Below are 25,779 nucleotides of genomic sequence, written 5' to 3' on the forward strand. Positions count from 1 at the left end.
CGTGTCAAGACACAGGTCAGGTCGAGGCACGGCGACAGCTCGCTCGATACAGGCGACAGCTCGCCCGCTACAGTGATGCTTCCATCTGAAGTGACCTCACCCCATTTGAATTGCAGGACATCTCTGGAGGCGAGCAGTGTCTGACAAGCGCGGGACCGTATTGATCACCGGTGTCGGTCGGAGCAAGTCGATCGGAGCGAGCCTCGCATTGGGCCTTGCCGAGGATGGTTGGGATCTGGCTATCGGCTACTGGGAGCCTTACGACGAACGCGTCGGGTTCGGGCGCGGAGCGCACGATCCGCAAGACATTGCCGAGAAGTGTCGCGCACTCGGAAGCCGTGTCGACCTCGTTCCTGGAGATCTGGCCTCGCCCGACGTGGCCGATCAGCTCGTTGACGCTGCCGCAGCGCGGAACGACCTCCGTGGGCTGGTGCTCTCACATTGCGAAAGCGTCGACAGCTCGATCCTCGATACCACCGTCGAGAGCTGGGAACGACATTTCGCCGTCAACGCTCGCGCCTCCTGGCTGCTGATCAAAGCGTTCACTGAACGGCTTCCGGAACAGCGCGACGTCAGTCAGGTGGCCGGGCGGATCATCGCACTGACCAGCGACCATGCGGCCCACAATCTTCCGTACGGGGCCAGCAAGGGCGCTCTCGACCGCATCGTCATCGCCGCCGCAGTCGAACTTGGATCACGCGGCATACGAGCCAACGTCGTCAACCCAGGACCTATCGACACAGGATGGATGACACCCGCGATCAGACAGGCCACAACCCTCCAGACTCCTGCCGGCCGGCTGGGTACTCCCGGCGACACTGCAAACCTCGTTCGGTTTCTGATGTCCGACGCCGGAGGCTGGATTACGGGACAACTCCTTCACTCCAACGGCGGATTCAGTACGAACTGAGCCTTGGCCGGACTCAGTTCAGGCTTTGTAGGTCGGTAGCGTCTGCCCGAGCCTCTTACCCATTTCGGCAGCCAAAGCCGCGAGCCCGCTGGCCGGACGCACCATGACCTCGAAATCGACGATCTTGCCGTCCTCGTCGAATTCGACCATGTCGATTCCCTTGAGACTCTTGTCGCCGATGTTCGCACTGAATTCGAGCACGACCTGCCGACCGTTGGCTCCGGCGAACTGACGGTGGTACTCGAAGTTCTCGAACACCTGGATCACCGTATTGAGAATGAGCACAACGGCATCCGCGGACTGGTACGGCTTGAATCCCGTGGGCGATCGGAACTGCGCGTCGGGCGCGACGATCGTCGGTAGCGCCGACAGATCGCCGGTTTCGATCATGGTGTGCCACAACTTCAGTGCAGCTTCGACTTTCGGTTCGAGCGTCAATTCCGTGCTCATGCTTCTACCCTTCCCTCGACGTTACCTGCCGCTTGATTTACCGGCACTTGACCTGCGACGGACCACGCACTCAACACAGTTCGCACCCCGGTCACGAGTTGCAACGGCTGATCGATCATGACGTGATGTCCGGCTTCGGGAATCTCCGCCACGATGGCCTCCGGTCCGAACAATCCGCGCATGTGCTCCATGAGTCGATCGGACACGATGCCGTTCTCAGCTCGGAAATAGGCTACGCGGCAACGTGGTTCGCTGTCGAGAACATCTTCGGCGCCTACTCGGAGAAAGAAATTCGGATCGAACTTCCAGGACCAACCGCCCTCGACCTCCTCCATCGACGTGGTCGCCACATGGTCACGCACCGCAGGCAGACCCGAATCCTGCGGCGGAACGAAGCGGAACCGGCCCATCGCGTCTTCCCTGGTGGGATAAACCTTCTTGGGGCCGAACGCATTCTGGCGTCGAGCTGCCTCCTCTTCGGGCGTACGCGCCTTGAGCGGAGAATCGATGATGACAACCCCGTCCAACAGTTCGCCATGCAGATGCGAGGCCACGAAAGAAACAATCCCACCCATACTGTGCCCCACCAGAATCGGCTTTCCGTCGATTCCCCCTGCCTCGGCCGCCGCCAGCACCTCGCGAGCCCACTGGGACATCGCGTAGGCGTCGCGAGTGTCACTGTCGCCGTGGCCCGTCAAGTCGAGAGCGACGACGCGGCGCCCCTCGGCGAACTGCGGCGCAATGTGATCCCACCAGCGACTGTGGGCTGCGCCGCCGTGAATCAGCACGATTCCCGGCCCCGCCGGCCCCCAAGCCCGAAAGTGCACCGAGGCACCCTCGACCTCCACCGACCCCGTCTCGACCGGCGCTGCCAACGCCCGAGTGAACCAACCAGGCGCGTCTTCGACCACATTGCTCATCGATCGAACATACCTAGTCGTCAATCGGTTCATCCAACTCTTCCCAGTTCGTGATCCATCACCTATATTGAATCCGGCCTCAAGTTCAATTCGTTTCGCCGAAGGGGAGAGATGACCAACCGCCAAGTACGCCTCGCCGCCCGCCCGACAGGACTTCCCGACGCTTCCACCTGGGAATACGTCGATGCCGAGATCCCGTCCGCCGGACCGGGCGAGTTTGTCGTCAAGGTCGAATACCTCTCCCTCGACCCCGCGATGCGCGGTTGGCTCAACGACGTCAAGTCGTACGTTCCGCCGGTCAAGCTCGGTTCCGTCATGCGCGCCCACGGCGTCGGACGCATCACCGAATCACAGCACCCCGATTACCAGGTCGGGGACATCGTGGCCGGATCCTTCGGCGCTTCCGAGTACGGCGTTTCCGACGGTACAGACGTCACTCGGGTCGACGAATCGATCGCTCCCCTGCCGACCTGGCTCGGCGCTCTCGGTTTCCCCGGCGTCACTGCGTATTTCGGATTACTCGACGTCGGAAAGCTGAAAGACGGTGACACCGTCGTCGTGTCCGGTGCCGCGGGTGCGGTCGGCAGTCTGGTCGGCCAGATCGCAAAGCTTCACGGATGCAAGGTCATCGGCATCGCCGGCGGTCCGGAGAAGTGCGCGTGGCTCACCGAGGACCTCGGCTTCGATGTCGCCATCGACTACAAGAACGAATCCGTATACAAGGCGCTCAAGTCCAACGCTCCCGACGGTATCGACGTGTACTTCGACAACGTCGGCGGAGAAATTCTCGACGCCGCTCTCTCCCGTCTGCGCCTCGGCGCTCGGGTGGTCATCTGCGGCGCCATCGCGGGCTACAACGCCACCGAACCTCAGCCAGGCCCTGCTCACTACCTGTCACTTCTCGTCAACCGCGCCACGATGGCCGGCTTCGTGGTCTTCGACTACCTCGATCGCTACGCAGAAGCACAAGAGCAGATCGGAAAGTGGATCAAGAGTGGCGAATTGACTGCTCGCGAGCACGTCGTCGACGGCGGTATCGACGCGTTCGGCGACAGCCTCAATCTTCTCTTCGCCGGAGCGAACACCGGAAAGCTGGTCTTGAAGGTCAGCTGAGTCGGCCACACACGCAGATCGGCCACCGGTATTCCGGTGGCCGATTCGCTTGGGTCAACTGACTCCGGACGGAGTGGGAACGCTGTCCTCCCCCAACCGCGGCGGGGCCGACCGATAGGTTGCCGGCGTGCCGCTCATCCGAATCGGATTGGCTACCTGCCGAGTCGGTGCATCGCGACGCGGGTCGTCGATGGACACCACCGGATCGAGATTCAGCCGTTCCGCCAGCGCTATCGCGTCGGCGATGTCGTTGAGAGGCCCACACGGAACACCTCGCTCGGTCAGTGCCTCGAACCACGAGTCCGCAGAGCCCTTGGCCAATGCAGCAGTGACGGCGTCGAACAGTTCTTCTCGATGCGCAACCCTGTCGCTGTTGGACGCGAAACGCGCATCAGCGGCAAGTTCGGAAACTCCGAGAACCTCTGTCAACGAACTGAATTGCCGATCATTGCCGACCGCGAGGACCAGCGGACGGTCCGCGGTGTCGAATACCTCGTATGGTGCGATGCTCGGATGCCGGTTGCCCATTGCCTGCGGCACCACGCCCGCGGCCACGTAGCCGGACGACTGGTTGGCCAGTGCGGACAGCAACGAGGACAACAGATTGACCTCGACGTGCTGCCCTTCGCCTGTGCGATCGCGATGGCGCAGCGCTGCAAGGATTCCCACGCTGGCATGCAGGCCGGTGATGACGTCGACCACCGCGACACCGACCTTGGTGGGAGTCTTGGGATCGGGTCCGGTGATACTCATCAATCCGCCGACCGCCTGAATCAACAGGTCGTATCCCGGCAGAGAGTTGTTGCCACCGAAGCCGCTGATCGAGCAGTAGACCGCACGCGGATTCATTTCTCGGACAGCGTCGTAGCCCAGCCCCAGACGGTCCATCGTTCCCGGCAGGAAGTTCTGCACCACGACGTCCGCATTGCGAACCAGCTCGCGTGCACTCTCCAGATCCTCGCGCTCGCGCAGGTCCAGAGTGACCGACTTCTTGTTGCGGTTCACCGACAGAAAGTAGCTCGACTCGTCCCTCACCCACGGTGGGCCCCAGCTGCGAGTGTCGTCACCGACACCCGGCCGCTCGATCTTGACGACCTCGGCACCCAGGTCGGCGAGAATCATCGTGGCGTACGGACCGGCGAGGACGCGGCCGAAATCAGCGATCACCAACCCGTCGAGCGCTCCGACAGCGTCTGCCGTCACCGGAAAGCTTCTTCACCGGTGAGAGCGCGGCCGATCACGAGCTGGTGAACCTCGGACGTGCCCTCGTAGGTGAGAACGGATTCGAGGTTGTTGGCGTGCCGAATCACGGGGTACTCGAGCGTGATGCCGTTGGCGCCCAGAATGGTTCGGCATTCACGGGCGATCTTGATGGCCTCGCGGACATTGTTGAGCTTGCCGGTGCTGACCTGCTCGGGGCGAACCGTCCCGGCGTCCTTGAGGCGCCCGAGGTGGATGGCGAGCAACTGCCCCTTGCCCAATTCGACTGCCATGTCGGCGATCTTGGCCTGGGTGATCTGATACGCGGCGAGCGACTTGTCGAAGACCTTGCGATCACGTGCATATGAGATCGCAGTCTCGAGGCAGTCACGTGCTGCACCCATTGCCCCGAAGATGATGCCGAAGCGTGCCTCGTTGAGGCAGCCGAGCGGGCCGGACAGTCCGCGAGCCTTGGGCAGCATCGCCGAGGCAGGCAGACGCACGTCCTCGAGCACCAGTTCCGAGGTGACCGACGCCCGGAGCGACATCTTGTTCTTGATCTCGGGGGCGGAGAATCCCGGAGTGTCGGTGGGAACGACAAATCCGCGCACGCCGTCGTCGGTTCGAGCCCAGACCACGGCGACGTCCGCGATGGAGCCGTTGGTGATCCACATCTTGGTGCCGTTGAGGATCCAGTCGTCGCCGTCGCGCTTGGCGTTGGTTCGCATACCGCCGGGGTTGGATCCGAAATCGGGTTCCGTGAGACCGAAGCAGCCGATGGCTTCACCCGCCGCCATTCGCGGGAGCCATTCTTCCTTCTGCTCTTCACTTCCGTTGTGGTGGATCGCGAACATGGCGAGCGAGCCCTGGACCGAGACGAGGCTGCGAATGCCCGAATCGACAGCTTCGAGTTCCTGGCAGGCCAACCCGTACGCCGTGGCGCTCATCCCGGCACAGCCGTAGCCCTCGAGGTGCATGCCCAGTACGCCGAGCGCGCCCAGTTCCTTGGCCAGCTCACGAGCCGGCAGTGCTGCCGCTTCGAACCATTCACCTACGTGCGGGCGAATGCGATCGTCGACCATCTTGCGGACCGTGTCGCGGATCGCGATCTCCTCTGCGTCCAGCAGGGTGTCGATGGCAAAAAGCTCGGACAGGGACTGCGGCGTGGTCACGGGGCCTCCAGTGTTCTCGGGCGCAATCCTTTGCGAGAACGATTGCGCAATCGTTTGCATCGCCTAGAGTAGAGCCCGGTTGCGCACCCGTCAATCCCCGAACTGCCGACCGACACCGAATCAACTCAGGACCGACGCACACCAGGAGCCACGACGCAGATGACGCCCGATCCGTCGAACCGCAGCAACGGCCGTCCGCCGACGTTGCGCGAAATCGCCGACCAGGCCGGGGTCCACATCTCGACGGCGTCGCGGGTCCTCCGTCAGCCCGAGCCCGCCGACGGCTGGTCCGACTCCGCACTCCGGGTTCGTCAGGTTGCCGAGGAACTCGGTTACCAACCGAACCTGTGGGCAGCCAGCCTGCGTACCCGCAAGACCACCACCATCGGCGTCGTGATGCCGAGACTGACAGACGTTGTAGTGGCCACCATGTTCCAAGGCATCGAGGAAGCCGCCACCGCAGCCGGGTACTCCGTCTTGCTCTCCAGCCCGCCCGACGATCTGGAAGCGCAACGCAAAGCGGTCGAGTTCCTGGTGAGCCGACAGGTCGACGGTCTCATGCTGAGCAGCATTCACCTGCCGGGTACCGATTTCGTCGACTCGCTCCCCCTGCGCTCACTGCCGATCCTGCTGCTGAACCGGCACATCGACTCGGCGACGTCATCCGTCAACCGAAGCCTTCCCTTTGTCAGCGGCGACGACCGCCTCGGCGGCTACCTCGCGGGGAAGCATCTACTGGACTGCGGCTATCGCGATCTCGGAGTGATCGCGGGGCCGGATCACGCCAGCACGTCGCGGGAACGCGTCGCGGGTTTCCGCGATGCCCTGGCCGAAGCCGGTCTGGAACTGCCGCCGAACCGAATAGTGGCCTCCGAGTTCGAAGTTCAAGGGGGTGTCGATGCGGCTCCCACACTGCTCAGTGGGAACACGCGCCCTGACGCCGTCTTCACGGTGAGCGACACCATCGCGATCGGCGTACTCGGTGTGGCCCGTGATCTCGGGTTGAGCATTCCCGACGATCTTGCGTTGGTCGGCTACAACGACATTCCGGTTGTCTCCCAACTCCCGGTGCCCCTGACGACGGTCAGGTCCCCCGCTCGAAAGATCGGTGCGACCGGGCTCGAGCACCTACTGGCACTGATCTCCGGCAAGAGCGTCGAATCCGTGAAGCTTCCCGTCGAACTGATCGCGCGAGCCTCCACCAGAAAGCCTGCCAGTCGCAAACTCTGAGCAGCTACCAGACCTGAGATTCGTCGATGCCCAACTGTCGCGCGTAACCGGAGTTGAGTGCGTCCCAGCCGTACTCGCGCGCCCGTTCACCCACAATCGGTCCGAAGGGCTCGCCTGCCAGAAGGGCATCGAGTACGTCGAAGCACAGATGCCACCCCGCAGCGAGCGCCGACGCCATCCCCTCGGCGCGCGACCTCTGCGTCAGCACGACGCGGGTGCCGCCTTCGATCGGGGTCAGGTCCCACACCAATTCGTCCGGGCCCCACTCGTGTTCGAGCCGCCGAGTGGTCTCCACGACGTGAACGGTGACCGGCAGCGACATTTCGGGGGCGCCGTCCTCGGTGAGCATGGTGATCACCGCATCACCGGTACGGCTCAGGTTCCGATCGGCGGTGTACGGCGTCCATTCCGCCAACATCTCCGGGTCGGTGATCGCCTCCCACACCTTCTCGACGGAATACGGCAGCACCCGAGGAAAGCTGACGACTGTGTCGTCACCGTCGACGCTCACCGTGACGTCGGACAGGGCACTGGGCTGATACGGCTGGGCACTCATGGTTCGATCTCACCAGGAACCACCGACACGGGCAACCGCCCGCTCGGCGTTCAGAACGCAAACACCGCCGATGCGGCCGCGACTGTCTCCTCCACCACCGGAAATTTGACCACGGACAAGTCGTGTCGAGCTCCTTCGAACTCCACCAGACGCGTCGCGGCGGGAATCAAGGCGAGTGCTGCCCGCATCTCCTCCGTTGTCGCGAACTCGTCCTTCGAACCGTGGACGACAACGGTCGGTGTGTTCAGTTCGGGCAGGTGTTCGGTTCTGAGCTTCTCGGGCTTCTTCGGTGGATGCAGTGGATAGGAGAGAAGGACCAGGCCGTCGACAAGTCCCGGGTTCTCCGCCGCAAGCATCGACGCCTGCCGACCGCCGTACGAATGTCCGCCGAGCAGAACGGGTCCGGGCACCGAGTAGTCCTTGCGAAGAGCAGCAATCACCTCGGCAATGCCCGCGCGATCCTCCGCAGCACGCGACGGATGCGGAGGCCCCGAAGCTCGACGCACCCGAAACGCGAGATCGAAGCGCAGAACTTGCGCTCCTGCCGCAGCAAAGCCGTCGGCAACAGCACGCAACAGCACGGTGTCGCAGTTACTTCCCGCGCCGTGAGTCAGTGCAAGCGTGGCGACGGGCGACGCGAAGGACACAGAAGCAGGTCGATGAAGGAAACCGTGCACCGCACCTTCGTCGACCGTTTCGACAGTAGTCATGGACGCATCCTTGTCCGACCCGCTCGGGCCTGTTCGACCGCGGCAGTCATGCTGCCCTCGTAAACCGGACCGTGTCCGGGAAACAGCACGCCGGCAGGTGCACCGGCGATATTGTCCAACGCCTGGTCGGTCGCTTCACGGTCATGATTGAAGGGGCACACCAGAAATTGTGGTCCGGCGACACTCGACGTCGCGTGTCCGGTCACCAGAGCGTCACCCGACGCGATCACTCCTGCGTCGGGAACAAGGTAAGCGCTGTGGCCGTCGGTATGCCCATGAGTGGGAATCGGCACGATCCGACCGGGAACGTCCAGCGCACCACCGGACGCAAAGGACTGTGCCCGAGGCAGTTCCGCACCTTTCAACGCGCCGACTCCGATCACGTCGCGAAGCCATTTCGGAGCACCTCGCCGCCACAACAGCAACGGAACTCCGGCCGGCGACAACTGTTGCAGATACTCCCTCTTCGCGTGCGGCACTTCCAACGGATCCATCAGGACCGGAACCTCGAGCCGAGTCACGATGTCCGCGATCCCACCGATGTGATCGATGTGCGCGTGAGTGACGAGAATTGCCCGAACATCCCCGAGCTGGTGACCGATCTGTTCGATCGAGCGTTCGACGTCGGTGCCGTTGGCCGGATATCCGCCGTCGATCAAGGTCAGATCGGACCCCTCTTCGACCAGGACCCAATTGGCGTGACCGCACCGAACCAGATGTGTGTTCTCGATCTGCGTGATCGACAGTGCCGCAGTAGTCATGCTTGGTAGTCTGCGCCACGTGTCGGAATCCGTGAAGCAGGCCAGCAGCCGCAGCATTCGAGATCGCGCCGAAGCATCCTTGGTGGCAGCCGCATTCGCACTGCCCAGCGCGGTGAAACGTCGAATCACCGGACCACCCGTCGTCATCGAGGGCAACACGCTCGACGCCGACGCACACCTTCTGCTCACGCTCGCGAAGACGCGGCCACTCCCCTCGCATTCAACCGATCCCCAGTCACTCGCCGCTGCTCGCGCCAATCTCACCCGAACCGCGATCATGATGGGCGGCAGGCCCACGCCCGTCCACACCGAGGAGATCTCCGTTTCGGGTGCCGACGGCCCGCTTCGCGCCCGGCTCTACGTCCCGACAGCCGACACCGGCGCTCTGCTCGTCTACTTCCACGGCGGCGGGTGGGTACAGGGCAGCATCGAATCCCACGATGCCCCGTGCCGCCTGTTGGCCGAAACCTCCGGCGCACGGGTCATCTCGGTCGACTACCGGCTCTCACCCGAATTCGCTTTCCCCACACCGGTACACGATGCCTACGCCGCATACCTCGATATCGTCGACCGCGCCGACGAGTTCTGCGCAGACCCGACGCGCATCGCTGTCGGGGGCGACAGCGCGGGCGGGCATCTTTCCGCAACGGTCGCGCTGCGTGCCCGCGACGACGGCAAGACCCCACCGGCGGCGCAGCTGTTGATCTACCCCGCGACCGACTTTCACGAGAAGGCCCCCTCGCGAACGACGTTCGGTGAAGGTTTCTTCCTGACCGAGGCCAACATGAACTTCTACGAGTCCAGCTTCCTCGGCAGCAATGCCGATCGACTCGATCCGATGGTGTCGCCGCTACGCGCCCCCGACGCGACCGGACTGCCGCCGGCCATCGTGATCACGGCGGGATTCGATCCACTCCGGGACGAAGGCGAAACCTACGCAGCTCGATTGCGCGACAACGGTGTTCACGTGACCGATCGACGCTATCGCGGGTTCATCCACGGCTTCGTCAACGTTCTGGGACCGAGCGCCGGTTCGCGCACCGCCGTCGCCGAGATCGGCGGAATGCTCCGCGTTCTACTCACCCACCCAGCAAAATCTCCCGCAACGTATCCACCAGCGGATCAACAGGCAGCTCAGGGCTGATCGCACGCTGTAGCCCCAAACCGATTCCGACGCTGAGTATGCGCAGTGCCGCGGCGTTCGGGTCCAGTGTCGGCGTCACGCCGTTGGACTCGGCAAGATGTTGCACCACTCCGGCAATCAGTCCGCGCACCTGATCGGCACCCGTCGCGATCTTTTCGCGGATCTCTTCGCTGTGCCGCGATCGCACCGAGAACTCGACTTCGAGCAACGTCCATCTCTTGTCCCCGATGGTTCGCTCGGCCCATCGCGCGAACTCGGCCACCGCGTCGTCGAGCGTCGAATTGGCTCCGAGCTGTGAGGTGATCTCGCCGACCTTGGTCAACCTGATTCGGCCGAGCACCTCGGCGCACAACTCGTCCTTGTTCTTGAAGTTCGAGTACACCGCACCTTTGGAATAACCGGCATCCTCGGCGATCTGATCGAGCGACGCGGCGGCGTACCCGCGATCGAGGAAATGTTCGACGGCCGTCGCCAACAAGGTCTCGCGGGTCATCGCCTGCGCTTCCTGCCTGGTCAATCGCGCCATCGGAACCTCCTCGCGGTTCTGAGTATCGAGATTCCAACGGTAGCCGAATACCGGAAGCGCACCGCAGGCGCACTCCCGAAACCCAAATTTGGGGTACCCACGTTATTCAGATACTGATAGTCTCCGAAATATGACTTCAGAAGTGAGCGGCACCACCGCGCCCGGGTCCGGACGACACAGCGCGCCTAGACGGGGATTGGCAATCGGATGCGGCGGCACCCTCGGCTTCGCCTGGACCGTTGCTGCCCTCGCCTCGGTTCGGGACGCCCTCGACTGGGATCCCCGCGAAGCCACCGCCATCATCGGCACGTCCGCCGGAGCCGAGTTCGTGACAATGCTCGGCAGCGGAGTCGGCGTCGACGAGTTGGTAGCCATGCAACTCGGAGAGCCCGCCGCACGTCCCGAACTCCTCGCCCACACAGCATCGGCGCCCGGAAGAATCCCGCCACTTCCGAGTTTGGGGATCGGCAATCCACGACTGGTGACGCGTCGAGATCTTCCCGTTCTGAGCCGGATGAGCGGTATCGCACCGCGTGGTGGCGGCGACCCGTCCTGGCTCACCACGCTCGCCGAATCTCTTGCCCCTGGCGATTCGTGGCTCCCACATCCGTGCGCGTACATGGTATCCATGGACTACAGAACCGGGCGACGGGTCGCGTTCGGGGCACAGGGGGCTCCGAAAGCGACAGTCGGTGAAGCGCTTCGAGCGTCTTGGGCGATTCCCGGCTGGTTCCCACCTGTCACCATCGACGGCGTCAGGTACATCGACGGCGGCGCGGCGTCCACGGCATCGGTAGACCTCCTGCTCCCCCTCGAACTCGACGAGCTGGTTGTACTGGCGCCCATGGCATCTCGAACACTGAAGCCGGCGCGCGGCGCCGCCCGTATCGAACGCGGCGCCCTGCGGAACTCCATGTCCAAGGGCCTCGACCGGGAAATCGAACTGGTGCGCGCTGCGGGAACCAGGGTCTTGCGCATAGACGCCACCGACGACGATCTCGCCGTCATGGGCGCCAACTTCATGGACGGCCGACGGCGGCTCGCCACCTTCGAATCATCCCTACGTACAACACGTGCGAGCGTGAAACGCGAACTCGATGCGCGCCCGTTCCACTCCACCCCGTCCCACCAGTGAAAGCGCAGACTCAGTGAACAACAGAACTGACCACTTCGAGGTCGTGATCATCGGTGGCGGGATCTCCGGGATCGGTGCAGCAATTCACCTGCAGCGCCTCGGGATCGACAATTTTGTCCTGCTCGAGAAAGCGGACTCCCTCGGCGGCACCTGGCGCGCCAACACCTATCCCGGTTGCGCCTGCGACGTCCCGTCCGGCCTGTACTCGTATTCCTTTGCCGCCAATCCGGATTGGACCCGACTGTTCGCGGAGCAGCCGGAGATCCGCGAGTACATCGAGGACACGGCCGTCCGCCACGGGGTCGACAAGCACGTTCGCTTCGGGGTCGAAATGCTCTCCGCACAGTGGGACGCATCGCAATCACTCTGGAAAATCACAACTTCCAGCGGTGAACTCACTGCTCGTTTCGTGATAGCCGCCGCCGGCCCGTGGAACGAACCCTTGACGCCGGCGATCCCCGGGCTGGAAACGTTCGAGGGCGAGGTGTTTCATTCCTCGCAGTGGAATCACGACTACGACTTGATCGGAAAGCGCGTCGCCGTCGTAGGTACCGGCGCTTCCGCAGTCCAATTCGTGCCGCGCATCGTCTCCGACGTGTCCGCCCTTCACCTTTACCAACGCACCGCTCAATGGGTCCTTCCCAAACCCGATCACTACGTACCGCGGATCGAAAGGTCCGTCATGCGATTCGTACCGGGAGCGCACAAGGCTCTACGCAGCATCGAATACGGAATCATGGAAGCGCTTGGATTGGGGTTCCGCAATCCGTGGATCCTGCGTATCGTGCAGAAACTCGGGTCGGCCCAATTGCGCTTGCAGGTGCGCGATCCGAAGCTACGCAAGGCGCTGACTCCCGACTACACCCTCGGTTGCAAGCGACTACTCATGTCGAACTCGTACTACCCGGCCCTCGGCAGACCCAACGTGACCGTCCATGCCAACGCAGTCGAAGAGATCCACGGCAACACCGTGATCGGAGCCGACGGAGTGGAATCGGAAGTGGACGCGATCATCTTCGGAACGGGCTTCCACATCCTCGACATGCCCATTGCATCAAAGGTATTCGACGGAGAAGGTCGATCACTCGACGATCATTGGCAGGGAAGCCCGCGGGCGTACTTCGGTTCCGCCGTCAGCGGATTCCCCAACGCGTTCATTCTGCTGGGCCCGAGCCTCGGCACCGGACACACGTCGGCCTTCATGATTCTGGAAGCCCAACTGAACTATGTGGCACAGGCGATCGGCCACGCTCGTCGGCACGGCTGGAAAACCATCGACGTGCGCCCGGAAGTACAGGCGGCCTTCAACTCTCAAGTTCAGGAGGCATTGGGTACCACGGTCTACAACGCCGGTGGTTGCGAAAGCTATTTCTTCGACGTCAACGGCCGCAACAGCTTCAACTGGCCGTGGTCGTCAGGAGCCATGCGTCGACGGCTACGGGCCTTCGATCCATACGCCTACAACCACACGCTGTCCGACAACCCTGCGTCAGACGACACCGCCGCTGAGCCCACCACCACCCCCGAACCGGAGTACACCACATGAGCCTTTTCGGCACCACCTACCCGCCGATCGATCTCGACGGAGCAGTCGTCGTCATCTCCGGAGGTGGCCGCGGAATCGGCCGGGCCACAGCGGAGTTGTTCGCAGCTCGCGGCGCACTCGTCTGCGTCGGCGACCTCGACGAGGAGACGGCCGTCGACACCGCCGCATCCATCGGCGCACGGGCCCGCGGGTACGCTCTGGACGTCACCTCACGCGAATCCTGGGATGTGTTCGTCTCCACAGTGATCGGCGAATTCGGTCACATCGACATTCTGGTCAACAATGCGGGCGTGATGCCGCTCGGCAGCTTCCTCGACGAGTCCGACGCCACCAGTCGAGTAACCCTCGACGTCAATGTCTGGGGCCCGATTCACGGGATGCGCACCGTGCTGCCCGGCATGGTGGATCGGCGACGCGGCCACGTCGTCAACATCGCATCCATGGCAGGCAAGCTACCGGTGCCAGGAATGGCCGTGTACAACGCAAGCAAGTTCGGTGCGGTGGGCCTTTCCGCCTCTGCTCGTGTCGAATTCGCAGATTCCGGCGTCAGCGTCAGCGCCATCCTGCCCAGCGCGGTGCGCACCGGGCTCTCCTCCGGTGTGCCACTCGGAAAGGGCATGCCGACGGTTGAACCCGAGGTCGTGGCCGAAGCTGTCGTCGACACGGTCGCGCACCGGCGAGCCGAAACTACTGTTCCGCGTTACCTTGCGGGCTGGGACCTCATCGACGCTGTAGTACCCGAATGGATGATCAACATCGGACGCCGGGTGATCGACGATCGCCGCGCGCTGACATCGGTAGATCCGAACGGGCGTGCGGCTTACGAAAAGCGAGTGGCACGTCAGGCCGAAAACGAGGAGCACGATCGGAGATGAAGCGGGTAGTTTCGTGGCCATGTACATCCGCCGCGAAACTTCTTCCGACCGTGACGCAATCTATTCACTGCTCGGGGCGGCGTTTGCCGACCAATCGCCGCCCGGCGAGTCTCCCTACGAGATCGAACTGACACGTCAGCTCTTCGCCTCGAACGACTACTTACCGAAGTTGTCCCTTGTCGCCGTCGCCGGTGATGAGATCGTTGGTTTCGTGATCGGAACACGCGGATGGGTCGGTCCCGTTGAGGCGGTTGGCCTCGGCCCGTTGGCAGTCACACCGGACAACCAACGCAGCGGCGTCGGTTCGGCGTTGATGCACGCGGTGATCGGTGCGTCCGACGCTCTGGATGTGCCACTGCTCGCCCTCCTGGGCAGCACCGAGTACTACCCGCAGTTCGGGTTCGTCACCAGCACGGACGCCGGGATCGAGTCTCCGGAAGCCGAGTGGGGCGAGCACTTTCAGATCAGGACCCTCACCACGCACCGCCCCGATCAGACGGGGAAGTTTTCATACGCAGCGCCTTTCGGGGTCGCTTGACCCTCAGCGCGATGTAAGAGTTCTTTGACATCCAGCGCACGTAGACCTACGCTCAGGCATGTCAAAGAACTCTTACACCTGGGAGGCTTCATGAGCACCACGGCACGGTGGAGCCTGATCATCGGTATCGGCGTCGCAGCAACGCTAGCCTTCAGCTTTTTTGCAGCATTGACCGCCGATGATCGGAAGACGTTGGCCTTCATCGTCTTCGCAATCGTCATGGCACCGGCTTGTATCGGGTCGGCGTGGGCCCTTTTTCCATCGGAGAACGACAAGGCCCCCGCCTACCCCGAGGACACCGTCGAAACAGAATGGAGTCGCAAGGCCGGCTTCGGCGCGTTCACCGACTTGATCACTGCCATGGGGATCGCGCTGATCGCGCACAATGTCTTCGGCGCTCCCGAACTGCCGCTCGTAATGTTTACAGCCCTCGGGCTGGCCGACTTCGGAATCCGGTACTGGGCAGTGTCGAGGGACCGCACCCCGCAATCGAGATCTGACGAGATCTGATGCGCAACAACCTTCAAGAACTTCGTACGGCAGCCGGATTGTCACAGCAAGCGTGCGCCGACGCGCTCGGCATCACACGCCAGACCGTGATCTCTATCGAGAAAGGCCACTTCGACCCACGCCTGTCACTGGCGTTCCGAATCGCCGAATACTTCGACAAACGCGTAGACGACATTTTCTCCAGCTGACGCCGTCTCGAACTGACGGAAGATCAGTCGAGCTGCGGTTTCAGTCGAGCTGCGGTTTCAGTCGAACAGAGTTGGCGATCCGTTTTCGTCCTTCCCGTCTTCGACGGCCGTTGCCTTCTTGCCCGAACCCTTGCGGACGACGGTCAACGTCGTCGTTCGACGCGACAACCTGTGCCCGTCACTGTGTTCGAGCAGCGCCATCCCCTGGCGAACTTCGACTACCGTCCACGGACCCGCATGGCCGGCTGCCTGCACGAGGTCACCGGACTCCACCTCAGTTGCCATGACCACTCCTTGTTCGTCGTGTCCTGCACGTTCTCCTTCCCATTATCGACGCGGCCACCTGGTAGTCGACGCGCAGGGTACCTACGCTGCAGCTGCAACCTTGACCGCATGGCCGACTTCGGCTCGGAATGCCGCGTATTCGGGTGAGCCTCGGAGATCGTCGGGATCGACGCCGGTTCGTGGCAGATCGATTTTCAGGTCGAGCGCGACCTTGCCCGGTCGGCTTGTCAGAACTACGACGCGGGAGCCGAGAAAGGCCGCCTCGTCGGCACTGTGAGTGACGAAGACACTTGTTCGCCCCGATTCGGCACTGACACTGCGCAGATCCTCCTGCAGACGCTCGCGAGTGAGGGCGTCCAGCGCGGCAAAGGGTTCGTCCAACAGGAGCAACGACGTTTCGGCCGCCAAGGCACGAGCAATTGCCACCCGCTGCTGCTGCCCGCCGGAGATTTCCCAGATACGCCGGTCCGCAGTGCCGACCAGACCGACGCGGTCGAGAAGCTCGTCACGCCTTTGCCCGCGTTCGCTCTTCGCAACGCCGGCGTATTTGAGTGCCAGATCGATGTTGCCGCCCACCGATTTCCACGGAAAGAGCCGTGGCTGCTGAAACACCACTCCCGCACTCGACCCGGGAATCGGGTCGGATCCGGAGACCTGAACCGTTCCACTGGAAGGACTTTCGAAACCCGCGATCAGCCGCAGCAATGTGCTCTTGCCGCAACCCGACGCTCCGACGAGAACCAGAAACTCACCAGGTGTGACGTCGATCGATACGGGCCCGAGTGCCGTGACGGGCTCTCGACCGTGGCCGTACCTGTGTGAGACGGTGTCGATTCGGATCGCGCCCGGGCGGTCGGGGGCGAATCCTCCCGAGGCCTGCTGTGCGGTCACGCTACTGGTCAAGGACATCGGGAAGCCCCTTCACATAGAGAGCATTCTGAAAGACCGCCAGATCAGGCACACTGTCGATCTGCTTCTGCTCGGCCAGGAATTGCGCTGCACTCTGCAGGTTCACTGCCAGATTCCCGGGAGCGCCCTCGGTGCCCAACCATTCCGGCGAAGAGATCTGCTCCGGAGTGAGGAACACACCCTGTTTCAACTGCGCTGCCGCGTCTTCCTTCGAGGCGCCTAATTGTGCGGCAACAGCTTCCGCTGCCGCGTTCGGATCAGTGGCGATCGTCGTGAGCGCACGGGCCTGAACCTGGCGCCAGGTGTCGACGATCTCGGGGTGATTCTTGGCAAACGCAGTCGACACCACACCAAGATCGAGTGTCGGCTTTCCTGCTGTCGCGAGCTCACGGCTGGCGATCAACTGTGTTCCGTCCTTACGGAGTTCGTCGAGCGTGGGCAGCCAGGTGTAGACGGCATCGATGTCACCGCGCTGCCAGGCTGCGAGGGATGCTTGCGGCTGGAGATCCACCAATTGGACGTCGTCGGCACTGAGTCCGGCCTGGTTCAGCGCTGCCAGCAGACTGTAGTGCGCGGTCGAGGCGAATGCCGTGGCCACTTTCTTGCCACGCAGATCTGCGACGGTCTTGATTCCGGTTGCGTTGCGCGCCACCAGGGCTTCATTGTCGCCGGCCACGTCGAGAACAAACGCAACTTGGTACGGAATGTTCAGCGGTGCCGAGAGGCCACGAGCAACCGGGCTCGAACCGATTGCGCCGAAGTCGATTTCTCCGGCGATGAAGGCGGTGTTGATGTCGGCTCCCGAATCGAACTTCGTCCACTTCACGTTGTACTCGGGCAGTGCGTCTTCGAGCCAGCGATTGTTCTTGACTATCAAGTCGCCGCTCGGGAACGACTGGTAAGCGATACGGATCGTTTCCTTGGACGAATCCTGGCCCGAATGATCCACCGAGCACGCACCGAGAACAAGGGCAAGGACGCCGATCAGCACCGTGAACGCCGTCCGGGAAGCCCTTCCTTCATTGCCCGTCGAATTACTGCTGCGCTTCAGATTGCTGCTGGCGTGTTTCTGATTGTCAGTCATACTTTTCCCCTCCAGGGAACGGCGCGGCGCTCTGCAGCCCGCAGCAGTCCGTCGATGATCAGGCCGGAGAATCCGATGGCAAAGATCCCCACCAGCACGACCGGTGTGTTGTTGTAATTGCTTGCATCCTTGACCATTCCGCCGATTCCGGGGATGCCGTTGAACAGTTCGGCCGCGACCACCGACGAGTACGCCATACCTACCGACAGCCGAATGCCCGTGAAAGTTTCCGGTAAGGCCGACGGGACGACGACGTCCCGGATCACTTGCGCCCGTGAGGCTCCCAGTGCCCTCGCCGCTTCGACCAGTCCGACCGGCGCCGCGACCACAGCAGCTGTGGTGGCCACCGCCGCCGGCGGAAGAGCAGCGAGCGCCAGCAATGTAATCTTCGGCGCCTCGTCGATTCCCAGCCAGATCACCAGCAGGAAGAAATACGCCAGGGGCGGCAGTGCGCGCAGGAACGTCAACCACGGTTCGAGCAGGCTCCGCAGCCATGTCACCGATCCCATGGCCAAACCGAGGATCACGCCCAATCCGACGCCGATGATCACACCGACCAGCACCCGTCGCAGCGTCATGTAGAGGTGCTCCCAGAGCAGGTAGCCCTGGTAGCCGCGCACTCCGTCGTGCGTGGTCATCGTGTTGACGAAGGCATGCCAGACCGTGCTCGGGAACGGCACGAAGGTCTCACTCCAGGTGCCGCTCGCGGCAGCGACCTGCCACAGGGCCACGAATGCGATCACGGAAAGCACCGGCAGTCCGACAGTGGTCGCACTCGAAGTCCACGGCCGACGCGGCTCACGGTTCGGTTCCGCGACTGATGTTGGTTCTATTGCTTCGACAGGAGTCGACATCGCTGATCTTCCTCGACGTACGGAAAATTCCGGCACACATGCAGCAACGGGCGCATATGCAGGGGCGAAGGCGCACAGAGCGGCGCCATTCTCACTCAGGAGAGTCGGAAGGAATCAACAGCAACAGCAGTTGGCACCAAGACGGCACAGGTCGACGGCGATGCGTCGTGTCAGTGGCGTCGAGGGCATGGGGGTAATTACTACCTGTGTCTGCAATTACCCGCAAATGCGGGGGAAATAGGCGTCAGTCGGCCAAGCGAACCGACAGCGAATACATGAGCGGGATCTCGGGTCGTCCGGCCGGGACTCCCCAACGCTTGCCGCCGAGTTCAGCCATCTCCTCGAATCCTTGCCAACCGTTGGCGTACGGGTACTCGTCGAAGGACTCGAGCGTCAATCCGGCGCGCCGCAAAGCTCCTAGCACTTCGGAAATGGACCAGTTGAATTCACATGAGGGGAAAGGATTTTCGAAGTTCTCGACTCCGTTTCCCTCAGCGCCTGGCAAGATGAGATCGACCGAGTCTGCCACGTAGTCGCCCACGCCACGGGGTTCGGTCACGGGAGTCCCGCCTCCGTACGGGTATGTCAGCGACCACTTCTCGTCGAAACACATGGCAAACGGATGAAACTCCACCAGAACGAATCGACCGTTCGGCGCCAGAACACCGGCAATCCCCTCGGCCCACTCGTCGAGATCGGGTAACCAGATCACCGTTCCGTACGAAGAAAAGACTCGGTCGAACTTTCTCTGGCCAGCGGCAGCAGCGCGGAGCCACGCAGATACATCGGCACGCTCGAAATCGGCGGCAATATCGGATTCCGCGGACAAGGTTCGGGCGAAGTCGATCGCGGAATCCGCGATGTCGACGCCGGTCACCGCGGCACCGAGAGCGGCCAAACTCAACGAATCCTGACCGGAATTGCACTGCAGATGAAGAATCGAGGAGCCGTCGATCTCGCCGAGCAGCGCCAGTTCTTCCGGATACAAGGTCGACCCGCCGTTGCGAAAGAACTGTGCCTGGTCTCCTTTGTGACTGTTGTGAGCGACGGTCGCCGCATTCCACGACAACCGATTCATCTCCGCTGCATCCATCACTACTGCATCCACCTCTACTGCATCCACTTCTCGACCCACAACAAGTCCGCCCGAGTTCACCACGTCCCCGGTCACGTCGGCAATCGATTTACTGGGCTGGAAACCTATCCGAACGAAGATGCAACAGGTTACAGTTTTTCGACGGACCATCGAAGGAGAACCAGTGCGCTACGGACTCAGCCTGTTCACCAGTGATCGCGGCATCCGCCCTGCCGATGCAGCAAAGGCTGCGGAGGCGAATGGATTCGACGCCTTTTACGTTCCGGAGCACACTCACATCCCCGTCTCGAGGGATTCCGATCACCCCGGAACCCAGTCGGCCGAATTGCCCGACGACCGTTACATGCGCACACTCGACCCCTGGGTTTCCCTCGGCACCGCCGCGTCGGTCACGAACACCATCCGATTGGGCACCTCCGTGGCCCTCCCCCTCGAACACGATCCGATCACTCTCGCGAAAACCATCGCATCGCTGGACCATCTTTCCGGCGGACGCGTGGTCTTCGGCGTCGGATTCGGCTGGAATGCAGAGGAACTCGCCGACCACGGCGTACCGCCCAACAAACGCCGGACCGCACTCCGCGAGTATCTCGAAGCCATGGGCGAACTGTGGTCGAAGGAAGAAGCGTCGTACGACGGCCAATTCGTGAAGTACGGGCCTAGTTGGGCGTGGCCCAAACCAGTTCAGAAGCCCCGTCCTCCCATCCTCTTGGGCGGCGGCGGCAACGAGAAGACTTTCAAGTGGATCGCAAAGTCTGCCGACGGGTGGATCACTACACCCATCGAGCAGGAGATCGACGGAAACGTGGAACTGCTCCGAAAGATCTGGGCCGAAGCAGGTAGAGTCGGCGAGCCTGAAATAACCGTCCTGGCAGGCAAACCCGATTCGGAGAAGCTCGCCCACTGGGCAGACATCGGTGTCACCGAAGCAATGTTCGGCACTCCGGACAAGAGCCCCGAAGAGGTTGTCGGATACATGGAACGTCTGGCAGCCAAGCTCGGACGGTGAGGTCCGCCACAGCATCTTGACCTCAACTGCACTCGAGGTTTTAACGTCGGTATTGCACAAGACAGTGCAACGGCAGCAAAACCCGAGACAGAAGAGGGGCGAGGAGTGACCACAAAACTGGTTGGCACCCAATCTGTTTCGGACGACTCTGTTGATGCGGAGCCGTCCATCCGAAACTCCTTCGTCGATGCGTTCCGGAACCATCCCGCCGGCGTCTCGATCATCACCGCAACGGGCGATGACGGCCCGGCCGGCATCACGTCGTCGTCGGTGATCTCGATCAGCGCCGATCCTGCAGTTCTGGCGTTTTCACTGCAGTCGTTGCGAGGCTCTGCGAGCGTCATCGCTTCCGCCCGCAGTTTTGTTGTTCACCTGGCAAATTCGGCGAACGAACGACTGGCTTCCACGTTCGCAACCCGCGGCGCTGTGCGCTTCGGAGACGATATGCCCTGGTCGTTTCTCTCGACGGGTGAACCGTTCCTACATGGGACAGGCCACGCCCTGCGTGCGGTTCCCTTGAATGCCACTACATGTGGCGCCGCAGTGATCGTCACTGCACGCGTCGTCGACGTCATCGATCCGCAGCACATGTCAGCGCCGCTCGTCTATCACAATCGAACCTATCGAAATCTCTCGACTCACAACATTTCCTCAAAGGAAGGCATGTCACATGACTGAATACGTTCTCCCCGACCTGGATTACGACTACGCCGCTCTCGAACCGCACATCTCCGGCGAGATCATGGAACTGCACCACAGCAAGCACCACGCCACGTACGTGGCGGGCGCCAACAGCGCAATCGAGCAGTTGGCTGCTGCGCGCGAAGACGGCACGATCACCGCGAAGGCGCCGCTGCTCAGCAAGAACCTCGCCTTCCACCTCGGCGGCCACACCAATCACTCCATCTTCTGGAAGAACCTCTCCCCCAACGGCGGTGAGCGGCCAGAGGGCGAGTTGGCAGCCGCAATCGACGAGCACTTCGGCACCTTCGACGCATTCGTCAACCACTTCTCCGCTGTAGCAACCACTTTGCAGGGGTCCGGCTGGGCGGTACTGGCCTACGACACGGTCGGGCAGCGCCTGGTCATCGAGCAGCTCACCGACCAGCAAGGCAACATCAGCATCGGTATCGTTCCGTTGCTCATGCTCGACATGTGGGAGCACGCTTTCTACCTGCAGTACAAGAACGTCAAGGCCGACTACGTGAAGGCCTACTGGAACGTCATCAACTGGGAAGACGTTGCACAGCGTTACGCAACGGCCACGGCGGCGACGGGCTTGATCGTCCCCGCCTGATCGTCCCCACCTGATCACTGCCGCTTCACCCCGATCACCCCAGCTCGGCACGGTGGCTCCGTTGCCGAGCTGGGTTTCTGCACCCACGAAGTCGATGTATGTGAAGGCAGGTAACATACACCGAGCGCGGCTGACTCGGCCGTCCGCCGATTCGACTCCGAGGGGAACCAGTGCTCGATATCAGTGGTTTGATCGCGACATGGCGTCCGACGCTGGACACCGCAGCACGCAATGCATGGGGACTCTCGTTCGGCGACGGTGTCGAGAAGACCGAACGCACCCCGTCCGTACTGATCAGCGAAGGTCCACACCGCGATCTGTATCGCTTCGGCGCATTGTGGAGGCCAAGAGGTAATCCGGTTCTCCTCGTACCGCCCCTCGCGGTTTCAGCCGACTGTTACGACCTTCGTGCGGGCCAAAGCCTCGCCGCGCACCTACTGGATGGGGCGAACACGCCCTACCTCCTCGACTACGGGACCATGCGGTACTCCGACCGCGGGATGGGTTTCGAGGCCTGGGTCGACGACATCATCCCGGAAGCGATCCGTACGATCTCGGACCTACATGACGGCGCACCGGTTTCGCTGATCGGGTGGAGCCTCGGCGGGACCATGTCTCTGCTCACGGGCTCCGCTCACTCCGACCTGCCGATCGCATCGATCACGGCAATCGGAACGCCAATCGATTACACGAAGATTCCCGCTATCAGCCCCTTGAGGCTGATCGGCAAATACACGGGCGACACCCCACTCACGTCCGCGACCAATCTTGTCGGCGGACTACCTGCTCCACTCGTTCAGGCGAGTTACAAGGTGACGGCGTTGCAGCGCGAAGTTCTCAAGCCATGGTTCATCATGCGCAACCTCCACAACACCGAGACACTGGCTCGCATGGAATCGATAGACAAGTTCATGGCAGCCATGCCTGGATACCCTGGCAAGGCTTTTCAGCAGATCTGCGAACAACTCATGCTCGGCAACAATCTCTACAACGACGCCGTCACGCTTGCCGGACGCGAGATCAAACTGTCAGCTCTGAGCGTTCCCGTTCTCGCGATCGGCGGCACCACTGACGTGATTGCACCCATCGCTTCGGTGGAAGCAATCACGTCGGTCCTCACCGGAGCGCCGTCGGTCCGGTTCGAGAAGGCGCCGGGAAGTCACCTCGGGCTCGTTGCCGGCCCCACCGCGAGAGACTCCACCTGGGCGCACATCGACGAATTCTTGAAAGAGAATGCACCGCAGTTGGTTTCGATTAGCTAAATCACGGCGTTGTGATGCCCGCGGCTACAGCTGCCTTGTGCCAATCCGGGAATTCACTCAGCAAACGGGTGTACAACTGGGCGTCGTCGACGGTGTCGATGTCGTCCAGCGCGAAGAATCCGGCATTGTCGACCACCCTGCCGTCGAGGTCGTCGAGCTTCTCCAGCACTCCGTAGTTGGCCTTGCCGATTCCGACGAACTGCCAAAAGGCCGGGAGCCCAGACGCTTCGCGCATCAATTTCGTGATTTCCTTGCGCTCGCTGAAGCCACCGTCGGTGAAGAACAGGACGAGCGTCGGCGCGGAACCACGTGTCAGGCCGGAAAGAATCTCAGTCATGATCGGCACTTCACGATTTGCGGCGCCGATCTTGTCGTAGTTGAATCCGCCGTGCGAGCCGCGCAAGTGCAGGTAGGTATCCGACCACTCTTCCGCGTCATGGACAGAGATCTCGGGGAGTTTGACGAAGCTGACTGCATACAAGTACGGCTCCAGCTTGCCGTCGTCATCGAGTTGGATCGCAACGGGAATCATGCGTTCGACAACACGATGCACCACTCTGGTGCGGTACTGCTTGGCCATACTTCCGGTTTTGTCGATCACCAGGACCACCCGTGCCCGAATTCCGTTGCCACCCTTCGTCAGCAGGACCTTGGCCACTTCGCGCTTTCGGAGGTCCAGCTTCTCCCGCTTCACCATGGAGAGTTTGGCTTCGTCGGGCACGGTCCGAATGCCGTCTGTCGTTTCAGCAGAGCCGGCGGGTCGAGCCTGCGGTTCCTCGTCGACCGACACTCCGAATGCTGTTACCAGGTCCGCCAATCCGCTGTCCCAGCCAGCTGACACGTTTCGCAGCTTCCAGCCCGCGCCGCGGCGATAGATCTCGACGAGAACCGCTGCCCTCTCACTCGTCAACCCCAAAGCCTGAGCCACGATGGCGGTGGAACCAACCTGCTCCACCACGACACCAAGGCCCCCGACAGCAGACAGGGTTCCGTTTGCCGCCGCATCAAGTGCCACGGCAACACTCAGCTGATGGATGTCAGCGGGCAACCTCGCAATGTCGATTTCGATGACGCCGCCGGACTCCAAGCGCACCGCGCCTTCGGGTGAGACCGGCTGATTGAAGAAGACAAAATCTGCGTCGTCCCGTACTTTGTTCCGTTCGTCGAGCTGGAACACCATCAGGTCTACCGTGCCCGGGGCGCTACCGTTCACCGCCACCTTCAGCGAAGTTCCCTCAACGACTGTGTTCGCTCCACGCGCCAGCTCCATACCAGAAGATTAGCTGGCCACCAAAGAATCCACGGCCCCGCGGTCGGAAGAATCACAGCACACTTTCAGCAATCGCGAGGATTCTCGAGGCAGACTGTTCGTGGAAGATTTGTCGCACGCGGGACCAAGAGCCTGAACATCGACAGAATCCTAGGGTCGATCAGGAGGTCAAAAATGCCGCACGGCCAGGCGCGCACCATCCCGATGTTGCCACTCTTGCCACCTCTGACGAATTTCGACGACGCAAGTCGCTCGGTCGTGTCCTACCTCGACGAATATCTTCCGCTGGCACTGTGGTCGATCACGCGGTTCGACGGGTCCAATCAAATCTTTCTCACCGTCTCACCCAACCCACTTCACATCGAAGTCGGCGAGACCCGGGCTTGGCCAAACACCATGTGCAGCGAGGTGGTACTCGGAAATGCGCCGCCAGTCTCATCGAATCGCGCGCTCGTGCGCGCACTGTCCCGCGATGGCAGGTGGGAAGGCATTGGCGCATACGTCAGCATCCCAATCCTCCACAACGACGGCAGTCTCTTCGGCACTCTGTGTGGCGCCGACCCGAGTGCGGGCGACTCCGCACTCGAGGACAACCTAGCCCTCCTCAATCTCCTGTGCCGACTTCTCGGAACCATTCTCGATGTCGACTATCAGCGCGCGCAGTCAGTCCGACTGGCCGAAACTGCGCAACTCGATGCCGAGACCGACCCGTTGACAGGTCTTCTCAATCGGCGCGGGTGGAATCGCATCCTCGAGGCCGAGCAAACTCGGTACCGCCAATTCGCCGATCCGGGAGCTATCATCATCGTCGATCTGGACGGCATGAAGACCATCAACGACGAACTCGGCCACGCCGCGGGCGACGAATACGTTCAAAGGGCCGGCAAGATCTTGGCAGCGTGCGCGCACCCTGGTGCGGTGGTTTCACGGTTGGGCGGAGACGAGTTCGGAATCGCTCTGCCCGATACACAGCCGCGCGCCGTCGACTACCTGCTCGAGTGTTTGGAGAAGGCGTTCCGGAATGCCGACGTCTGTTGTTCGATCGGTCGAGCCGACTTTTCCATGACCCAAAGCCTTTCCGAGACTTGGGATACGGCCGATGCGGAGATGTACCGCCACAAGCGCTCGAAGCACTGATTCGACTCCTCCACGGCCGGTTGGCACCGCATCGGAGGATCCCTTCGATGCGGTGCTCGGTCCGTGTTCTGTTGTCGCCAAAGAGGTTTGAC

Annotated in this window: 29 protein-coding genes; 15 read left to right on the forward strand and 14 right to left on the reverse strand. The window is 62.2% G+C overall.

Annotated features, from left to right (window positions below; genetic code table 11):
- Positions 1-136 precede the first annotated feature (136 nt).
- Entirely contained in the window at positions 137-910 is a 774-nt protein-coding gene (locus ACBG85_RS23125) for an SDR family oxidoreductase (RefSeq protein ID WP_372025018.1), read from the forward strand.
- Positions 911-928: 18 nt separating this feature from the next.
- On the opposite strand, the gene ACBG85_RS23130 is transcribed toward ACBG85_RS23125, so the two are convergent.
- Complete coding sequence (locus ACBG85_RS23130) at positions 929-1,360, reverse strand: nuclear transport factor 2 family protein (RefSeq protein ID WP_003940510.1); 432 nt, start codon at positions 1,358-1,360, stop codon at positions 929-931.
- Positions 1,357-2,280, reverse strand: coding sequence for an alpha/beta fold hydrolase (locus ACBG85_RS23135; RefSeq protein ID WP_372025021.1), 924 nt, complete (start codon positions 2,278-2,280; stop codon positions 1,357-1,359). Before ACBG85_RS23135 ends, ACBG85_RS23130 begins: the two co-directional genes overlap by 4 nt.
- A 111-nt stretch (positions 2,281-2,391) precedes the next feature.
- Here ACBG85_RS23135 and ACBG85_RS23140 point away from each other — a divergent pair, with 111 nt between their 5' ends.
- Positions 2,392-3,393, forward strand: a complete 1,002-nt coding sequence (locus ACBG85_RS23140; protein ID WP_003939765.1) for an NADP-dependent oxidoreductase — start codon at positions 2,392-2,394, stop codon at positions 3,391-3,393.
- Positions 3,394-3,447: 54 nt separating this feature from the next.
- On the opposite strand, the gene ACBG85_RS23145 is transcribed toward ACBG85_RS23140, so the two are convergent.
- Positions 3,448-4,596 carry a CaiB/BaiF CoA transferase family protein gene (locus ACBG85_RS23145; RefSeq protein WP_372025024.1) on the reverse strand — a complete coding sequence of 383 codons (1,149 nt, stop codon included), beginning with the start codon at positions 4,594-4,596 and terminating at the stop codon, positions 3,448-3,450.
- Entirely contained in the window at positions 4,593-5,765 is a 1,173-nt protein-coding gene (locus tag ACBG85_RS23150) for an acyl-CoA dehydrogenase family protein (RefSeq protein ID WP_003939770.1), read from the reverse strand. The genes ACBG85_RS23145 and ACBG85_RS23150 overlap by 4 nt, the downstream gene beginning before the upstream one ends.
- 159 nt (positions 5,766-5,924) lie before the next feature.
- Between ACBG85_RS23150 and ACBG85_RS23155 the strand changes: the two genes are divergently transcribed.
- On the forward strand, positions 5,925-6,995 hold the full coding sequence (locus ACBG85_RS23155) for a LacI family DNA-binding transcriptional regulator (protein ID WP_372025027.1): 1,071 nt from the start codon (positions 5,925-5,927) through the stop codon (positions 6,993-6,995).
- A gap of 4 nt (positions 6,996-6,999) precedes the next feature.
- On the opposite strand, the gene ACBG85_RS23160 is transcribed toward ACBG85_RS23155, so the two are convergent.
- Genes ACBG85_RS23160 through ACBG85_RS23170 form a run of 3 tightly spaced genes read right to left on the reverse strand, consistent with a single transcriptional unit; the run spans position 7,000 to position 9,022 of the window.
- A complete protein-coding gene (locus tag ACBG85_RS23160; RefSeq protein WP_058037739.1) occupies positions 7,000-7,551 on the reverse strand; it encodes an SRPBCC family protein in 552 nt (183 codons plus the stop codon).
- Between the two features lie 50 nt (positions 7,552-7,601).
- A complete protein-coding gene (locus ACBG85_RS23165) occupies positions 7,602-8,261 on the reverse strand; it encodes an alpha/beta fold hydrolase (protein ID WP_058037738.1) in 660 nt (219 codons plus the stop codon).
- Positions 8,258-9,022 carry an MBL fold metallo-hydrolase gene (locus tag ACBG85_RS23170; protein WP_042922301.1) on the reverse strand — a complete coding sequence of 255 codons (765 nt, stop codon included), beginning with the start codon at positions 9,020-9,022 and terminating at the stop codon, positions 8,258-8,260. The genes ACBG85_RS23165 and ACBG85_RS23170 overlap by 4 nt, the downstream gene beginning before the upstream one ends.
- Positions 9,023-9,041: 19 nt before the next feature.
- Between ACBG85_RS23170 and ACBG85_RS23175 the strand changes: the two genes are divergently transcribed.
- Positions 9,042-10,166, forward strand: coding sequence for an alpha/beta hydrolase fold domain-containing protein (locus tag ACBG85_RS23175; protein WP_372025032.1), 1,125 nt, complete (start codon positions 9,042-9,044; stop codon positions 10,164-10,166).
- Here the strand turns inward: ACBG85_RS23175 and ACBG85_RS23180 are convergent.
- Positions 10,102-10,692 (reverse strand): TetR/AcrR family transcriptional regulator, encoded by a 591-nt coding sequence (locus tag ACBG85_RS23180; protein ID WP_007733795.1) that lies wholly within the window; start codon positions 10,690-10,692, stop codon positions 10,102-10,104. The genes ACBG85_RS23175 and ACBG85_RS23180 overlap by 65 nt on opposite strands.
- Positions 10,693-10,822: 130 nt before the next feature.
- On the opposite strand from ACBG85_RS23180, the gene ACBG85_RS23185 reads away from it, so the two are divergent.
- From ACBG85_RS23185 to ACBG85_RS23210, 6 genes are all read left to right on the forward strand, one after another.
- Complete coding sequence (locus ACBG85_RS23185) at positions 10,823-11,827, forward strand: patatin-like phospholipase family protein (RefSeq protein ID WP_285182050.1); 1,005 nt, start codon at positions 10,823-10,825, stop codon at positions 11,825-11,827.
- A 13-nt stretch (positions 11,828-11,840) separates the two neighbouring features.
- On the forward strand, positions 11,841-13,373 hold the full coding sequence (locus ACBG85_RS23190) for an NAD(P)/FAD-dependent oxidoreductase (RefSeq protein WP_058226191.1): 1,533 nt from the start codon (positions 11,841-11,843) through the stop codon (positions 13,371-13,373).
- Positions 13,370-14,248: an SDR family oxidoreductase gene (locus tag ACBG85_RS23195; protein ID WP_372025037.1), complete on the forward strand. Its 879-nt coding sequence runs from the start codon at positions 13,370-13,372 to the stop codon at positions 14,246-14,248. The genes ACBG85_RS23190 and ACBG85_RS23195 overlap by 4 nt, the downstream gene beginning before the upstream one ends.
- Before the next feature lie 19 nt (positions 14,249-14,267).
- A complete protein-coding gene (locus ACBG85_RS23200) occupies positions 14,268-14,786 on the forward strand; it encodes a GNAT family N-acetyltransferase (protein WP_372025039.1) in 519 nt (172 codons plus the stop codon).
- A gap of 90 nt (positions 14,787-14,876) precedes the next feature.
- The gene (locus ACBG85_RS23205; RefSeq protein WP_372025042.1) at positions 14,877-15,296 is read left to right on the forward strand and encodes a hypothetical protein; all 420 of its coding nucleotides are present in this window, start codon (positions 14,877-14,879) and stop codon (positions 15,294-15,296) included.
- The gene (locus tag ACBG85_RS23210) at positions 15,296-15,484 is read left to right on the forward strand and encodes a helix-turn-helix transcriptional regulator (protein WP_003940277.1); all 189 of its coding nucleotides are present in this window, start codon (positions 15,296-15,298) and stop codon (positions 15,482-15,484) included. Before ACBG85_RS23205 ends, ACBG85_RS23210 begins: the two co-directional genes overlap by 1 nt.
- Positions 15,485-15,541: 57 nt before the next feature.
- On the opposite strand, the gene ACBG85_RS23215 is transcribed toward ACBG85_RS23210, so the two are convergent.
- The 5 genes from ACBG85_RS23215 to ACBG85_RS23235 form a co-directional block, all read right to left on the reverse strand.
- Positions 15,542-15,769: a hypothetical protein gene (locus ACBG85_RS23215; protein WP_030535223.1), complete on the reverse strand. Its 228-nt coding sequence runs from the start codon at positions 15,767-15,769 to the stop codon at positions 15,542-15,544.
- Between the two features lie 81 nt (positions 15,770-15,850).
- Entirely contained in the window at positions 15,851-16,678 is an 828-nt protein-coding gene (locus ACBG85_RS23220) for an ABC transporter ATP-binding protein (protein WP_372025045.1), read from the reverse strand.
- On the reverse strand, positions 16,662-17,762 hold the full coding sequence (locus ACBG85_RS23225; protein ID WP_372025048.1) for an aliphatic sulfonate ABC transporter substrate-binding protein: 1,101 nt from the start codon (positions 17,760-17,762) through the stop codon (positions 16,662-16,664). Before ACBG85_RS23225 ends, ACBG85_RS23220 begins: the two co-directional genes overlap by 17 nt.
- Positions 17,759-18,616, reverse strand: a complete 858-nt coding sequence (locus ACBG85_RS23230) for an ABC transporter permease (RefSeq protein ID WP_372025051.1) — start codon at positions 18,614-18,616, stop codon at positions 17,759-17,761. Before ACBG85_RS23230 ends, ACBG85_RS23225 begins: the two co-directional genes overlap by 4 nt.
- A gap of 244 nt (positions 18,617-18,860) precedes the next feature.
- On the reverse strand, positions 18,861-19,787 hold the full coding sequence (locus ACBG85_RS23235; protein WP_372025053.1) for a class I SAM-dependent methyltransferase: 927 nt from the start codon (positions 19,785-19,787) through the stop codon (positions 18,861-18,863).
- An 88-nt stretch (positions 19,788-19,875) separates the two neighbouring features.
- On the opposite strand from ACBG85_RS23235, the gene ACBG85_RS23240 reads away from it, so the two are divergent.
- From ACBG85_RS23240 to ACBG85_RS23255, 4 genes are all read left to right on the forward strand, one after another.
- Entirely contained in the window at positions 19,876-20,721 is an 846-nt protein-coding gene (locus ACBG85_RS23240; protein WP_372025056.1) for an LLM class F420-dependent oxidoreductase, read from the forward strand.
- 105 nt (positions 20,722-20,826) lie between these two features.
- Entirely contained in the window at positions 20,827-21,399 is a 573-nt protein-coding gene (locus ACBG85_RS23245) for a flavin reductase family protein (RefSeq protein ID WP_161120086.1), read from the forward strand.
- Positions 21,392-22,018 (forward strand): superoxide dismutase, encoded by a 627-nt coding sequence (locus ACBG85_RS23250; RefSeq protein WP_064687666.1) that lies wholly within the window; start codon positions 21,392-21,394, stop codon positions 22,016-22,018. Before ACBG85_RS23245 ends, ACBG85_RS23250 begins: the two co-directional genes overlap by 8 nt.
- Positions 22,019-22,188: 170 nt before the next feature.
- Positions 22,189-23,280: an alpha/beta fold hydrolase gene (locus ACBG85_RS23255; RefSeq protein ID WP_064687667.1), complete on the forward strand. Its 1,092-nt coding sequence runs from the start codon at positions 22,189-22,191 to the stop codon at positions 23,278-23,280.
- A gap of 1 nt (position 23,281) precedes the next feature.
- Here ACBG85_RS23255 and ACBG85_RS23260 read toward each other — a convergent pair whose 3' ends face one another.
- Positions 23,282-24,550 (reverse strand): VWA domain-containing protein, encoded by a 1,269-nt coding sequence (locus ACBG85_RS23260; RefSeq protein ID WP_064113501.1) that lies wholly within the window; start codon positions 24,548-24,550, stop codon positions 23,282-23,284.
- A gap of 174 nt (positions 24,551-24,724) precedes the next feature.
- On the opposite strand from ACBG85_RS23260, the gene ACBG85_RS23265 reads away from it, so the two are divergent.
- Complete coding sequence (locus ACBG85_RS23265) at positions 24,725-25,687, forward strand: sensor domain-containing diguanylate cyclase (RefSeq protein ID WP_030535217.1); 963 nt, start codon at positions 24,725-24,727, stop codon at positions 25,685-25,687.
- Positions 25,688-25,779 lie beyond the last annotated feature (92 nt).

This window comes from Rhodococcus sp. NyZ502 (assembly GCF_041464245.1).
Lineage (GTDB): Bacteria > Actinomycetota > Actinomycetes > Mycobacteriales > Mycobacteriaceae > Rhodococcus_F > Rhodococcus_F qingshengii.